We start from the raw sequence: 14,995 nt of genomic DNA, 5'->3' as shown, positions 1-14,995 counted from the left end.
GTTTATACTTTTATGATCATAAAAATAGGAAAAAATGAGCGTAAATAAAAACAACATAATTAGCTTTTTAAGTGAACTGAGTGAGAACAACCATAAACTATGGTTCGATGCCAATAAACAGAGTTATTTAGAGGCAAAACAAGAAATGGAGGATTTGGTTCAGAATGTGATTGAGAGAATAGCGGAGTTTGATTCTTCAGTTGCCGACCAACAAGCAAAAAAATGTGTTTTTAGAATTTATAGAGATGTTCGTTTTTCTAAAAATAAAGAGCCATATAAAAATAATATGGGTGGTTTTATAGTTCCTGGAGGTAAGAAGAGTGGCAAAGCAGGTTACTATTTACATTTAGAGCCAGGAAATAGCTTTATTGCTGGAGGAGTGTATATGCCAGAATCAGCCAATCTAAAGAAAATTAGAGAAGAAGTTTTGTATAATACCAAAGTTTTCAAAAGTATTATTGAGTCGGACAAGTTTGTTGAAACCTTTGGACAAGTGGAGGGGGAGAAATTAAAAAGACCACCAAAAGGATTTCCAGCTGATTTTGCCGATGTAGAATTACTGAAATTTAAAAGCTATACGGTGCTTCATAAAGTACCGGATGCAGAGGTGAATAATTCAGGATTTGTAAATCAGGTGATTGAGGCATTTAAAGTGATGAAAGACTTTAATCATTTCCTTAATCAGGCTATGGATTAGTGTTTCCTGAAGCAGTGAGTTATGCTTATGCCTAACTCCATCGGATTTGCAATCCGATGATATAATTAATACTAATTCCGAAATAAAGTTACTCTAAAAGATGATGAAAATTTAATTTAAACGACCGGATTGCAAATCCGATCTAGCTCGTTTGTGGTTATTATATCTATGGCACAGCTCTCCCGAGCAGTGCTACTTGAACTTATGTTTGCATTTATAATTTAGTCCTTCCGAAAAATTGTAAGCGTTCTTTAACTTTGGAGCTATTGTTATTATCCAATTCTTTTTGGGTTAAACGCCAAGTCCAGTTGTCATCAGAAACAGTACCTGGTGAGTTGAACCTGCAACTTTCTGTTAAACCCCAATAATCTTGAATGGGAAGTATGAGTAATTTGGCTGGACCACTGAGGATTCTGTCCACTAACCAAACCACATGAACTTGTTCAACCGTCACTCCGTAATATTTACAGAGGTGTTCAAAAGCATGAGGAGAAAGTGTTTGTAACCAGCCATGTAAGGTGTCGTTATCATGTGTGCCACTATAATATATGTCTTCATTTGGGGCATTATAGGGGAGGTGTTGGTCTTGTATATGTCCACCAAAGGCAAATTGTAGAATTTTCATGCCTGGAATTTTAAAGTCTTTCCTCAAAATTTCAACCTCCTCAGAAATATCTCCAAGGTTTTCGGCTATGAGTCCATTTTCCTTAATACCAGCTATCGCATCTAGTAATTCTTTCCCCGGCGCTTTAATCCATTGTCCATATCTTGCTGTAGGATGGTCACCGGGAACAGACCAATAAGCTTCTATGGCTCTAAAATGATCGAATCGCAAATGATCATACATTTCTAATTGGTGTTTGGTTCTTGCTTTCCACCATTGGAAATTGCTTATTTGATGTGCTTCCCATTCATAGAGAGGAAAGCCCCATAATTGCCCATCTTGCGCAAAGAAATCTGGAGGAACACCAGCTACAGCTTTTGGATTTAAATCATCTTCCAATTGGAATAAATGAGTTTGACTCCAAACATCGGCACTATCATAACTCACATAAATGGGCATGTCCCCAATAATTTTGATGTTTTTCTGATGTGCATATGCTGTGATTTTTTTCCATTGCTTGAAAAATACAAACTGGATAAACTTATAAAATTCAGCAGATTCCATAAAAGGGAGTTTGTCTTCTCGGGAAAGCTGATTGTAAAACTTATATTGATCAGTCCATTGGGTCCACATGCTTCCTTCATGATGGTCTTTTATGGCCATGAAAAGAGCATAGTCATTCAGCCATTTGGAGTTTTGGCTCAGAAATAAATCGTAATCTGTAAGTAGTTTATTATCTGCATACTTATAAAAGTTATTGAAAGCAGTTTTTAGAGTGTTATGCATTAGCTCCTCTACTATTTGATAGGAAACACGGTCTTCCTTCTCCCGAGAGGGCAAAGGCATTTCTGTTCTGTTCAAAAGTTTCATGTCAAATAATTGATCAGGATCAATTAAAGCAAAATATCCTGCAAAAGCGGAGGGTGAGGAGTAGGGTGATTTTACAAAATCTACTGGATTTAAAGGTAGAATTTGCCAATGTGTAAATCCACATTCCGATAAATAATCGATAAAATTAAAGGCAGATTTACCCATTTGTCCTATTCCATAATCTCCGTTTAAAGAGAATAAAGGACATAATACTCCTGATGTTCTGTTCATAGTAATCTTAAATTTCGATATTTATTTTCAAGCAAAATATTATTAATTGAAAATAAAAAAAATGGTTTGTTTTTTTTGCAAAGATAAGCTCCCTTAGTTTTATAACTAAGGGAGCTTAGGCTTTAACAATTTCTTATCACTGCTGTAAATGGATAGCTTTTATTTTACAATGGCATCTTTATCTTTTACAAAGAAAACAGAAGCGGCACCTAATATCATAAATACACCTGCAATGACAATAGCAATGATGGCTTGTGAATCATAAAGCCTTTTAACGATAGGTCCACCAAAAACTCCATTTACAATTTGAGGAAAAGTGATGAAGAAATTAAAAATGCCCATATAAATTCCCATCTTTTTCACAGGAATAGAACCAGCAAGAATAGCATAAGGCATGGCTAAAATACTAGCCCAAGCAAATCCAATTCCTACCATTGAAAGTAGTAACCAATCTTTATCTGTAATAAAATACATACTAATTAATCCCAATCCACCAGCAATAAGTGAAACAGCATGAGTTCTTTTTCTACCAATCTTGGTAGCAATAAATGGTAAGAGGAGGGCGTAGAACATAGCTACTCCGTTATAAACAGCAAATAGGGTGCCTACCCAGTTTCCTGCTTCATTATATTCTGCAGATGAAGCATCGGTGATATCGAGACCATAAATATGTTGTGCAATGGCGGGTGTAGTGAAAACCCACATGCTAAATAGAGCAAACCAACTAAAGAACTGTACCACTCCCAACTGTTTCATGGTTGTGGGCATATTTTTGAAATCGTTGAAAACTTCTAAAAAACCAGATTGTTTTTTTGCTTTAATAATTTCTTCCCCTTCTTCTATCTCTCCTTTTTCTATGGCTTCTTGTCTAGCAAATTCCTCAAAATCTTCTGGAGGATATTCTTTGGTTCTAAAAACGGTCCATAAGATAGTAGCAATTAAAACAGCTGCACCTATATAAAAACTGAAAATAACATTGTCGGGGATTCCACCAGTGACGCTTTCCTTACTTATACCAACCCATTCGGCAAGTATATAAGGCATAAATGAGCCAAAAACGGCACCAATTCCTATAAGGAAAGTTTGTATGGAAAAACCAAGTGTTCTTTGATCGGATGGAAGTAAGTCAGCAACAAGAGCTCTAAATGGCTCCATGGAGATGTTAATACTGGCATCCATAATCATTAGCATACCAGCTCCAATAATCATTGGTGACATATATACGGCAAGATTCCCGGAGTTAGGCATCAAGACGAGTGCGATGGAGGTCAAAACAGCACCAAACAAAAAGTAGGGGCGACGTCGACCGAAGCGATTCCATGTTTTATCGGAAAAGTGACCAATGATAGGTTGAACTATCATTCCGGTTAAGGGAGCAGCAAGCCAGAACCAGGAAAGGTGCTCAACATCGGCACCAAATGTGCTTAATATTCTGCTTGCATTTGCATTTTGAAGGGCGAAACCGAACTGAATTCCTAGGAATCCAAAGCTCATATTCCATATTTGCCAAAAACTGAGTCTTGGTTTTTTTTGCATATTAAAAGTTTTGTATTTGTATTTATTTGGTTCGAGCCCAAAATTAATAATAAAACTTTATTGCGCAAGACACAAATAGGGGATAAATTCTAAAATGAATTTATGATAGTCTAGAAAAAAATTTAGAGCTGTCCTTAATTTATTGTTTTAAAGAAACTGTCAATATTGGTAGTTAATGTAAAGAAGTTATAAGAAGGGCCGAGGTATTGAGCACTACGAGAATAGGCTACTTCGAATTTATAAACTTTTACACCTAATCCCCATGACCAACCTACAGTTCCGGGTTTGCTTTCTATGGCCATTTCTTGTCTTCTTAAATAATTATAGCCAATTCGTAAACGGATAACTTTAAATGGTCTAAGTTCGGCTCCAATCACAATATGACGCATTAATTTGTCACTAAAATCAGCTATTCCACTTTTAGAACTTTCTTCACTATTAAACGAACCAGATGATGATTCTGTTTCTGGGTAAGTTAAATCCCATTTCTGAAGATTCGTAAATAACACAGAAAAAGTTAATGGAATATGTTGTAAGGTCTTAGAAAGACCAGCTTTTATTTCGAAAGGAAGGGTTTCGTTATAGCCATTATAGGTAGTAATTTGACGACCAATATTGCTAAAGATTAATGAGGCTGTAAATTTTGCCTTTTCATTATAATAGGTTCCTGCCACATCAACAGCTAAACCAAAACTATTATAACTTTCTAAGCTACTATAAATTCCTTTTAAATTGGCTCCAATGAAGAAAGTACTATCTAAAGAACGTCCCCAACCTATATTCATGGCATATTCGCCAGCTGAGAAATTACCTTGCACATCGCCGGTTTCATTCGCATAATCGAATGTTCCATAATCAATAAACTGCATGGTTCCAACAAAACTTCCAATTTTATTGAAATGTCTACCATAGGTAGCATATCCATAATTAACATCGGAGTGATAATCCACAAAACTCATCCCAAGGTTATTGTGCATTTTAGGATTAATCAAGGAAGGATTGGCAACAGCCATATTAATGTCATTATCATTAATGGTTGCAAAATTTCCTCCTAGACCTGCTATTCTGGCTGAGTTTGGAAGCGTAAGGAATTTATAAGTATGTTTTTCTCCACTTTGTGCAAATGCTAAAGTGCCAAATAAAAGAGATGTCAGAAGTAAGCTTAAAGTAAATTTTCTCACAATAAAATATTTGTTTATGAATTGCTCTACTAACGATGTTTATAATGGTTATATTGTTCCAAATTAAAAAAACATCTTCAAAAAATGAGCAGATGCAAATATATTAAATCCTATGAAAAAGAGTTGTATTTTAAATGGCTTATTACTATAGTAATTAGCTAGTTTGTGTTTTTTACAAAATTAGTGTGAATATCATTTATTATTGCCTTGTTAATGAGATTGTTGGATTTGGGTTTGTCTTTAGGCAAACCAATAGATTTAAAAAAAACAATTGGAGCTTAAACTATTTACTATTTTTAAAGTCTAATTCCTTTGCAACCATTTTTAGCCCTAATTATTAATATTAAAAAGTATTAATACGTGAGGATTAAGAATGGATATATGTCTGAGGTTTTAATAGAATTGTATCTTTGTTCAAAATTTACACAAACTGTATAATAAAAAGAATACTCATGAAAAAATGGTGGTCATTGGGCTTATTGGCAATAATAATAGTTATTTCTTCTTGTACAAAAAAAGAGGGTGAAGGCGGAACAGCATCTATTTCGGGCACAGTAAATATGAAATTGGTTAGTGATGATTTTCAAACCACTTATGCTAATTTCCCAGCTCTATCTCAAGATGTTTATATCGTTTATGGTGATGATGATTTCTATTCTGATAAAACAGAAACTCATTATGATGGAACATATCATTTTGGATATTTGAGAAAAGGTAATTATCGTGTATATACTTATTCTGATGATAGTACAGGTCAATCTACAAGTGGTAAAGTTGTAGTAGAGAGAGATGTTGCTATTAAAAAAAATGGAAAAAAAGTCACTGTTGAGGATATGTTGGTTTTGGATAAAGTAACAAATTATGAAGGGTCAAACTCCATTTCTGGAAGGCTTTTTGCTTATGACTATAATTCAGAGATGACTATTTTAAAAGATAGTTTTTATGTGAGAAATGAATACGTTTATATAGCTCGTAAGCTTGATAATTATTATTTTGATAGAATTAGAACCTACCATGATGGTTCTTTTGTATTTCAATTATTACCACAGGGTGAATATGAAATATTCGCTTATAGTCGTGATCCTGAAATGTTGGATCCTCAAGATGAAATACCGGTCATTATTAATGTTAACATTGAAGAGAATAATCAAGCAGTTAATGTTGGTAGGTTAGATATAATAGATTAATATGAGTGATTTAAAGGAAGCTATTGCAGTAGTTGACAAGATGGAAGCTATTTCGTTGAAAGAAATGGATAGAGTGAGTTTGATGGATAGGGTAGATACCAAGTTCTATTTTGATGAAGAATATCTAGCTCCTATTCTAGAATCTATAAGGCAGTATTATCATGTACTAGAAATTGAAGGCATTAGAATAATGCCCTATGAAAGTGTTTATTACGATACTGCAGATAGGCAAATGTTGCGTTGGCATCAAAATGGGAAACTGAATAGATATAAGATTCGTCGAAGAAAATATATGTTGACAGGTCAGGATTTCTTAGAAATAAAATTCAAATCCAATAAAGGAAATACTGAGAAAACTAGAAGGTTATATAATGTCAATACAGAAAAGGATAAGAAGTTTATCCTTGAAAATACTCCTTTTAGTATGAATGATCTCGAACATGTGCTCAATAATAGCTTTCAAAGAATCATGTTGGTGAATAGAATAAGTGCTGAACGTGTAACCATAGATTTGAATGTGAGCTTTGGGGAGAGTGACAATGATGAAATGACTAAATTAGAGAAATTAGTAGTTTTAGAGGTAAAGTCGGAGCGTTCTGGTGGAATGAGTGAAATCCAGCGTAAGCTAAAGGAGTTTCATATCTATCCAAATGGCTTTAGTAAATTTATCACTGGTATGTATATTTTTCATAAAGATCTTAAATTTAATCGGTTTAAGAGACGGTTTTCTATGATCAGTAAAACCATGGGAACTGACTCTTTATAAGCAAATTCAACCAAAATGATTAATCAATTAGTCTATAAATATTTATCTATCTTACTTTTTGTGATGATTGGGTTTGTAATAGCATTTCCAGTTACTGCTCAAGAGGAGGATTTTCAAATCTGGGGAGATATTTCAGCGAAATATAAAATCAATAAGAAGTTTCGATTGGATACCCAACTGGGAATTAGGACGAGAGAAAACTCGGAATTATTAAAACAATACCACTGGGACCTAGGTGTGAAATACAAGTTAAATAAACGCTTTTCTTTAGGAACTCGATATCGTTTTATTGATTATTACGAATTTGGTAAGACCTCTATTCATCGATGGAATTTAGACTTGGTTTATGATAATAAATTTGGACGATTCTCTTATGATATTCGTGGACGCTACCAACAACAATGGTTTTATAGCAATTATAAACAGGAATATAGCGAACAATTATTTCGTTCAAAGTTTGAGCTCAGCTACGATGTTAGAAAAAACAAGATTGAGCCTTTTATCGCCATTGAACATTATCTAGGTTTAAATGGTGAATTGAAATGGTTAACTGCGCAAATGCGATATACTATTGGAGCCAGTTATCCAATAAATAAATGGTCGGACTTAAGCTTGGCATATAGAATTCAAAGAGAATATTACAAATATATGCCATTGCGAGCTTATATTTTATTGGTTTCCTATTCTGTTGATTTGAATTAACGAAAAACATTGATGATTTTTGTTTTTCATTTATTACTAGCGTCTACCAAGAACCTAAATATCTTGTTTTGCTTAATAAGGAAACAGCAGGTTTGAGACGTATGAACCGACCGAAGGGAGCTCACGAACGCAGGAAAATATTTATCTGTGAGAACTCTGAAAACAAATAGTATGCTAATGTAATTGCGATGTGCTGAACTTATTCGAAGTAATTGGTTTCAGTACAAGTCTAACAAGAAAAGACGGCATATTATGGCAAGCAATAAAGCTACTTCATCCACTCGAATAACTGATAATGCTCCCCATTCATACCAACTTTGCTATAGGTATTTTGAGCTGAAACATTAGTTTTATCTACATAAAGTCTAAGTCCTCCAATAGTAACGTCTTCTTTTACAATTGTTTTTATATGTTGATAGACCTGACTGAATACACCTGTTCGCCTGTATTCTGGAATCACAAATACACTTTGTATCCACCAAACTTTGGCATTTCTCCAATCGCTCCATTCGTAGGTAATCATTAATGAAGCAATTACTTTATCATTATCCTTGGTTATAAAATACTGGCCTAAACTCTTGTCGTTGAAAACTGCGGAAACTCCTTTTAAAACAGTAGGTTTGTCAAGATGAATAGACTCTGTTTCGAGAGCCATCCTTAACTGAAAATCAGTTATAATTTCTATATGTTTTTCTGTGGCATTTGTGATTTGATAGTTCATAATTACGATTTTTTTGAGATAAGGAATAAACCCAAGAACATAATTGCTCCATTGATAATTAAGAGTTCAAATCCGATTTCGTATCCATCTATAATTTGAGGAGCGTAAACTTTAATAAAATAAGAGAGAAGCGGAGCAAGAATAGCGATAAGTGGAGTCCACGAGTCTTTAATTCTTCGTTTTGTAAATAATCCAAAAGCAAAAAGGCCAAGTAGTGGCCCATAGGTATAGCCAGCAATAGTGAATAATTTTGTTATAATCGCCTGGTCATTAATTAATTGATAAGCAGAAATTACTAAAACCAAAACAGCAGCCATTCCCAGGTGAACTCTTTTTCTTTGCTTTTCTTTATCTTTTATAGTGAGCTTGGTATTTCTTTCAATTCCGAGAATATCAATAGAAAAAGAGGTGGTTAATGAAGTTAAAGCACTATCTGCACTAGAATAAGCTGCAGCAATAAGCCCAATGATAAAAACGACTCCTGCACCTATTCCTAAATGATCTAAGGCGATGGTTGGGAAAAGATTATCTGTAGTTCCTTCTATGATAATTCCTTTGGTTTGAGCATAATAAAAAAGAATTCCTCCAAGGCTAAGGAATATGAAATTTACAGGAACCAAAGCCCAGCTTAAAGAGATGATATTCTTTTGAGCTTCTTTTACATTTTTACAGCTTAAGTTTTTTTGCATCATATCCTGATCTAAACCAGTCATCACAATGGCAATAAAGGCTCCAGAAAAGAATTGTTTAAGGTAATGTGTTTTGCTATTCCAATTATAATTTACCATTTTGGTTAAGCCTTCGGCATCAATGCTTTGGTATAAGTTTCCAATGCTGATTTGTAAATCATCAGAAATAAAATAAATAGTTATACCTACAGCAAGAAGCATAAAAGTAGTTTGAAGGGTATCTGTCCAGACAATCGTCTTTATACCTGCTTGATAAGTATAGAGTAGAATGAGGCCAACAAATCCAAATACAGTAATCCAAAATGGAATTCCTAAAGCATTGAACACAAATAATTGAAGTACATTTATCACTAAAAACATTCGAAAAGAAGCTCCGATAATACGAGATAATAAAAAGAAAGAGGCTCCAGTTTTATAACTAGAATTACCAAATCGATCCAATAAATAGGTGTAAATGGAGGTTAAATTGAGTCGGTAATATAAGGGTAGTAATATTTTAGAAATAGCAAAATATCCCAATAAATATCCCAAAACAATCATCATATAGCTAAAGCCATTTGAACCAACTGTTCCTGGGATTGAAATGAAAGTAACACCACTTAATGAGGCGCCAATCATTCCGTAAGCCACCACATACCATGGCGATTTTTTATCTCCTAAGAAGAAACTTGAGTTACCTGCTTTTCTACTTGTCCACCAGCTGATGACAAATAATAAAAGCGTATAAAGTGCAAAAACAAGCAATATGGTTGTGTGAGTCAAGTTGTTTTATTTAAGTAGATTAGAAACTTCAGTTAAAGTTTTGATTGAATAATTACTCAGTGTTAAGTCGGATTCAATGGTATGCTCGTTTTGCAAAAGGATAGCAGTCATTCCAGCATTTTTAGCGAAGTTCATATCGCTAGCCGTATCACCAATCATCATACTTTTGCTCATGTCTATTTCTGGGAAATCTTCTTGAGCTTTTAAAGCCATCTTTATACCTGGTTTCCTACAATTATCGGCTTCGGATTTCAGCATGGGACAATAATAGAATGCATCAATATGGCCATGGTTTTCTTCTACCAATTTCCCAAATTGCTCATGAATATATTGTAACGAATCGGCTGACATTAAACCTTTACCGATACCTTGTTGGTTAGTGACTATGATGATACGATCGAAATAGCTACTGAAAACAGTAATAGCTTCTAATACACCGGGTAGTATTTCAAAATCTTCCCATTTAGTAATGTAGCCGCCAACCTTTCGCTTATTGATCACCCCATCTCTATCGAGAAATAAAAATCGTTTAGTGGTAATAGTATTCTGCAAATTCATATTTTGCTTTTTCTAAGTCTTTATTTTCTTCCATTGTGATAAAATATTGTCTACATGCCAAACAATATTGAGGATTTTCTTTATATTCTTTTTTGAGGTAATCATTAAAGAGAGAGAAGCTTAGCTTGGCAAATTGTTTCTTAAAGTAGACTTTATTGATAAGCCAAGTGTTTGTATTGTAGGCGTTTTCCTCTTCTGTAATAATTGATTCGGATATATTAGTGATTTTTCCTTTGAAATCTAAAAATAGCTTGATTTTATCAATTTCATAATCTGTTGTCTTTTTTCCGATGAGAAGAATTTTAGAATCTCTCATTCTTCTAAAATCATCGGCTTTTCTTAAATTCAATCTGAAATAATTCTTTGCAGAGAATACAAAAGCAAAGGTGTCTTTTATAAAATCTAAGGCATTGAATATATTCCCTCCATTTCCGAATTTAGGATGCCAATCTAGATAAGTTATTTTTATATCCATGTATTCTTCACCAAAAAGACGTTGAACTCTATTGTCATTTTCTGGGATTAAGAATACAATATGCTTGAAGAGGTTTTCCGCCAAATAGCTGAGTTGATAATGTAAGAATGGTTTTCCTTTTATCTCTTCAAATAATAGTTGATGATTGTTTTTTAAATCATCTGGATCTAAAATAATTATCGCTTCATTGGTCATTTCTAGGAAACATTTTTTGTTCAACAATCTCACAAAGGCTGTGGCCTAATAGCATATGGACTTCTTGTATTCTTGGAGTATCCGTACTAGGTATCTTAAATATCATATCAGCTACTTCATTCATTTTTCCACCAGTTTCACCTGTGAAAGCTACTGTAAGGACCCCTTTTTTATTGGCCTCTTCAAATGCTCTAATTACATTTTTAGAGTTTCCACTGGTAGACAAGCCTATCAATACATCGGCAGGTTGGCCAAAAGCAATGAATAGTCTAGCATATATTTCATCATAGCTATAATCATTAGCTACAGCAGTAAGGTAGCTGGTGTTCACATGAAGTGCTTCAGCCGCAAGAGGAGGTCTATCGTAATAGTATCTTCCGCTGAGTTCTGCCGCAAGGTGTTGTGCATCGGCTGCACTGCCTCCATTTCCGCAAAAATAAACGCGTCCTCCTTTTTTAAAACTATCGACTACTTTTTGGGCTAATATATTTAAATCACTAGTAATACTAGGATGTTCAAGTACTGTCTTTTTTAACTCTATGCTTTCTTTTAAAGCTTTTTCTACTGACATATATAATTGTGTTTGCTGCAAAACTACACATTTATTTTATTTTTTACGGAGCTTATATGCTGATTCTAAAAAACTAAAAAATGCTATTTATAAATGGTCTTTTTAGACTTTTTTATCTTTTCAAATCCCTTCGTTTTTATTAAATTTGCCTTTTATAACAAGCATATTTGAAAATAATAAAAACACAATTTTATGGCATTCGATATAGAAATGATCAAAGGAGTTTACTCTAAGCTCGCTGAAAGAGTAGATACTGCTAGAAAAGTGGTTGGAAAACCATTAACACTGGCCGAGAAGATTCTTTATTCTCATCTTGATGAAGGAAACCCAACAGAAGCTTTTTCAAGAGGAGAGTCTTATGTTGATTTTACTCCAGATAGAGTTGCTATGCAAGATGCTACGGCGCAAATGGCTTTATTGCAGTTTATGCAAGCTGGAAAACAAACAGCAGCTGTTCCTTCTACAGTACATGCCGATCACCTTATTCAAGCAAAAATTGGTGCTGGTAAAGATTTACAAGAAGCCATCAATAAAAATAATGAAGTATATAATTTCTTAGAATCCGTATCTAATAAATATGGTATAGGTTTTTGGAAACCTGGAGCAGGTATCATTCATCAAGTAGTTCTAGAGAATTATGCATTTCCTGGGGGAATGATGATAGGTACAGATTCTCATACAGTAAATGCCGGTGGTTTAGGTATGATAGCTGTTGGAGTTGGTGGAGCCGATGCTGTTGATGTCATGGCTGGTATGCCTTGGGAACTGAAATTTCCAAAGTTAATTGGTATTAAATTGACTGGTCGATTAAATGGATGGACCGCTGCAAAAGATATTATTCTTAAGGTAGCTGGAATACTCACTGTAAAAGGTGGAACAGGTGCTGTTGTTGAATATTTTGGTGAAGGTGCTCAATCTTTATCAGCAACCGGAAAAGGAACCATTTGTAATATGGGAGCTGAAATAGGAGCAACCACCTCTACTTTTGGTTACGATGAAAGCATGGAGCGTTATTTACGTGCCACAGATAGAGCCGATGTTGCTGATTTGGCTAATGGCGTAAAGGAATATCTTACTGGCGATGAGGAAGTATATGCCAATCCAGAAAAATATTTTGATCAAGTGATTGAAATTAATTTAGATGAATTAGAGCCCAGTGTGAATGGTCCATTTACACCAGATTTACAAACTCCAGTTAGCGAAATGCGTGCAAAAGCAGAAGCTAATGGATGGCCTTTAAAAGTGGATTGGGGTTTAATAGGTTCTTGTACCAACTCTTCTTATGAGGATTTGGCTAGAGCAGCTAGTATTGCTAAGCAAGCTGTTGATAAAGGCTTGGTTGCAAAAGCTGAATTCGGAATTAACCCTGGGTCTGAGCAAGTAAGGTTTACAGCTGAAAGAGATGGTTTGATTAAAATATTCGAAGATTTAAATGCTAAAATCTTCACCAATGCTTGCGGACCATGTATTGGTCAGTGGGATAGAGATGGAGCCTCAGATGCTAAGAAAAATAGTATTGTTCATTCTTTCAATAGAAACTTTGCCAAGCGTGCTGATGGAAATCCAAATACCCATGCTTTTGTAGCTTCTCCTGAAATGGTGGCTGCTATTGCTATTTCTGGTGACTTAGGTTTCAATCCGTTAACAGATAAGCTGATTAATAAAAATGGTGAAGAGGTGATGTTAGATCCTCCAAAAGGAGATGAATTGCCAACTAATGGTTTTGCTGTTGAGGATAATGGTTACCAAGCCCCATCGGCTGATGGAAGTGGTGTTGAAGTTGTAGTGAGCCCTGATTCAGAGAGATTACAGTTATTAACTCCGTTTGAGCCATGGAATGGTGAGGATATTAAAGGCATGAAACTTCTGATTAAAGCTAAAGGAAAATGTACTACTGACCATATTTCTATGGCTGGCCCTTGGTTGAGATTTAGAGGACATTTAGATAATATTTCCAATAATATGCTCATTGGTGCAGTTAACTATTTTGGTGAAGCTACCAATGAAGTAGTGAATCAGTTGACAGGTGAAAAAGGAGAAGTGCCAGCCGTTGCAAGAGCATATAAAGCTGCTGGTATGGGAAGTATTGTAGTGGGAGATGAGAATTATGGCGAAGGTTCTTCTAGAGAGCATGCAGCTATGGAGCCACGTAATTTGGGCGTTAAAGCTGTTCTCGTTCGTTCTTTTGCTCGTATCCACGAAACAAACTTAAAAAAGCAGGGAATGTTAGGTTTGACATTTGCTAATCCAGCCGATTTTGATCTGATCAAAGAAGATGATAATATCGACATTATTGGACTTACTGAATTTGCTCCTGGAAAACCATTAACAGTGGTATTAAACCATGCAGATGGAACGAAGGATGATATTTTAGTAAACCATACTTATAATCAAAGTCAAATTGATTGGTTTAAAGCAGGAAGTGCTTTGAACTTGATTAAAAAGCAGAATGCTTAAACTATGATTAGTAAGGTTCTGTAAAAAGAAAAGCCGAGAACATATTTGTTTTCGGCTTTTTTTATGTGTGAAATCGAATTTGGGTCAGGGCAGACTCATATCTTTAGGTTCATGATTTAGAATCGACATATATTTTAATAAAGAGAAAATCTAAGCACGGATTCCGCTAACCGAAGCGAAGCGAGCTCACTGAAAGTAATTTTCACAAATTAACACGGATAAAATAAAAGTAGGCGTTTGCCCTGGAATTTGGGTTTTAAGGGATTTGGTATTTGAATACTTTTTTATACTTTTGTCCATCTTTCCGAATCTCTTGTGTGAAATCACTCTAAATAAGTATCTAGTATCGCGAATACCTAAATTATTGTTAAATTTGCAGCAAACAAACCTATCATGTCAAAAGTTGTAAATATATCTGAAGCTGCTTCACTAGCCATACATGCGGTTGTGTTAATAGCAGCTAGTGATAAACTCATTAACGTAAATCAAATTGCAGAGGCTACTGGAGCTAGTAAGAACCACCTGGCAAAAGTGATGCAAAGACTCGGAAAGCAAGGCTTGGTTGCTTCAAGTAGAGGTCCTAATGGAGGATTTAAGCTCAAGAAGAAACCCAATGAATTCACACTTTATGATATCTATGAAAGCATAGAAGGACCAATAGAAATTGAAGGTTGCCCTATGGAACGTCCCGTTTGTCCTTTTGATAAATGTTTGATGGGTGGAATTATACATAAAGTTACTTCTGACTTAAGAACTTATTTGGAAGCAGAAACTATTGATAAGTATATATAGC

At 34.7% G+C, this 14,995-nt stretch carries 14 protein-coding genes; 6 read left to right on the top strand and 8 right to left on the bottom strand.

The window, feature by feature from the left end:
• Positions 1-34 precede the first annotated feature (34 nt).
• On the top strand, positions 35-697 hold the full coding sequence (locus tag HNS38_RS06740) for a DUF2461 domain-containing protein (protein WP_172282216.1): 663 nt from the start codon (positions 35-37) through the stop codon (positions 695-697).
• 214 nt (positions 698-911) lie between these two features.
• Here HNS38_RS06740 and malQ read toward each other — a convergent pair whose 3' ends face one another.
• The 3 genes from malQ to porQ form a co-directional block, all read right to left on the bottom strand.
• On the bottom strand, positions 912-2,402 hold the full coding sequence (gene malQ, locus HNS38_RS06735) for a 4-alpha-glucanotransferase (RefSeq protein ID WP_172282214.1): 1,491 nt from the start codon (positions 2,400-2,402) through the stop codon (positions 912-914).
• A 159-nt stretch (positions 2,403-2,561) separates the two neighbouring features.
• Entirely contained in the window at positions 2,562-3,938 is a 1,377-nt protein-coding gene (locus HNS38_RS06730; RefSeq protein WP_172282212.1) for an MFS transporter, read from the bottom strand.
• A 134-nt stretch (positions 3,939-4,072) separates the two neighbouring features.
• Positions 4,073-5,119: a type IX secretion system protein PorQ gene (gene porQ, locus HNS38_RS06725; protein WP_172282210.1), complete on the bottom strand. Its 1,047-nt coding sequence runs from the start codon at positions 5,117-5,119 to the stop codon at positions 4,073-4,075.
• A gap of 452 nt (positions 5,120-5,571) precedes the next feature.
• Between porQ and HNS38_RS06720 the strand changes: the two genes are divergently transcribed.
• Genes HNS38_RS06720 through HNS38_RS06710 form a run of 3 tightly spaced genes read left to right on the top strand, consistent with a single transcriptional unit; the run spans position 5,572 to position 7,774 of the window.
• A complete protein-coding gene (locus HNS38_RS06720; protein ID WP_172282208.1) occupies positions 5,572-6,306 on the top strand; it encodes a hypothetical protein in 735 nt (244 codons plus the stop codon).
• A 1-nt stretch (position 6,307) separates the two neighbouring features.
• Positions 6,308-7,072, top strand: coding sequence for a polyphosphate polymerase domain-containing protein (locus HNS38_RS06715; RefSeq protein ID WP_172346179.1), 765 nt, complete (start codon positions 6,308-6,310; stop codon positions 7,070-7,072).
• A 15-nt stretch (positions 7,073-7,087) separates the two neighbouring features.
• Positions 7,088-7,774 (top strand): DUF2490 domain-containing protein, encoded by a 687-nt coding sequence (locus tag HNS38_RS06710; protein ID WP_172282204.1) that lies wholly within the window; start codon positions 7,088-7,090, stop codon positions 7,772-7,774.
• Positions 7,775-8,042: 268 nt separating this feature from the next.
• On the opposite strand, the gene HNS38_RS06705 is transcribed toward HNS38_RS06710, so the two are convergent.
• The 5 genes from HNS38_RS06705 to HNS38_RS06685 are packed head-to-tail and all read right to left on the bottom strand — an operon-like array spanning position 8,043 to position 11,745.
• Positions 8,043-8,495 carry a GNAT family N-acetyltransferase gene (locus HNS38_RS06705; protein WP_172282202.1) on the bottom strand — a complete coding sequence of 151 codons (453 nt, stop codon included), beginning with the start codon at positions 8,493-8,495 and terminating at the stop codon, positions 8,043-8,045.
• Positions 8,496-8,497: 2 nt separating this feature from the next.
• On the bottom strand, positions 8,498-9,946 hold the full coding sequence (locus HNS38_RS06700) for a sodium:solute symporter (RefSeq protein WP_172282201.1): 1,449 nt from the start codon (positions 9,944-9,946) through the stop codon (positions 8,498-8,500).
• 6 nt (positions 9,947-9,952) lie between these two features.
• Positions 9,953-10,504, bottom strand: a complete 552-nt coding sequence (locus HNS38_RS06695; protein ID WP_172282200.1) for an HAD-IIIA family hydrolase — start codon at positions 10,502-10,504, stop codon at positions 9,953-9,955.
• The gene (locus HNS38_RS06690) at positions 10,476-11,174 is read right to left on the bottom strand and encodes a hypothetical protein (protein ID WP_172282199.1); all 699 of its coding nucleotides are present in this window, start codon (positions 11,172-11,174) and stop codon (positions 10,476-10,478) included. The genes HNS38_RS06695 and HNS38_RS06690 overlap by 29 nt, the downstream gene beginning before the upstream one ends.
• A complete protein-coding gene (locus HNS38_RS06685) occupies positions 11,164-11,745 on the bottom strand; it encodes an SIS domain-containing protein (protein WP_172282198.1) in 582 nt (193 codons plus the stop codon). Before HNS38_RS06685 ends, HNS38_RS06690 begins: the two co-directional genes overlap by 11 nt.
• 192 nt (positions 11,746-11,937) lie before the next feature.
• Between HNS38_RS06685 and HNS38_RS06680 the strand changes: the two genes are divergently transcribed.
• Together HNS38_RS06680 and HNS38_RS06675 are read left to right on the top strand one after the other, a co-directional pair.
• On the top strand, positions 11,938-14,202 hold the full coding sequence (locus HNS38_RS06680) for an aconitate hydratase (RefSeq protein WP_172282197.1): 2,265 nt from the start codon (positions 11,938-11,940) through the stop codon (positions 14,200-14,202).
• A 393-nt stretch (positions 14,203-14,595) separates the two neighbouring features.
• Entirely contained in the window at positions 14,596-14,994 is a 399-nt protein-coding gene (locus HNS38_RS06675) for an Rrf2 family transcriptional regulator (RefSeq protein WP_172282196.1), read from the top strand.
• Position 14,995: the final 1 nt, after the last annotated feature.

Source organism: Lentimicrobium sp. L6 (assembly GCF_013166655.1).
Classification (GTDB): Bacteria; Bacteroidota; Bacteroidia; order Bacteroidales; family UBA12170; genus UBA12170.
The sequence above is the reverse complement of the archived record's forward strand: the minus strand, read 5'-3'. Positions and strand labels throughout refer to the sequence as shown.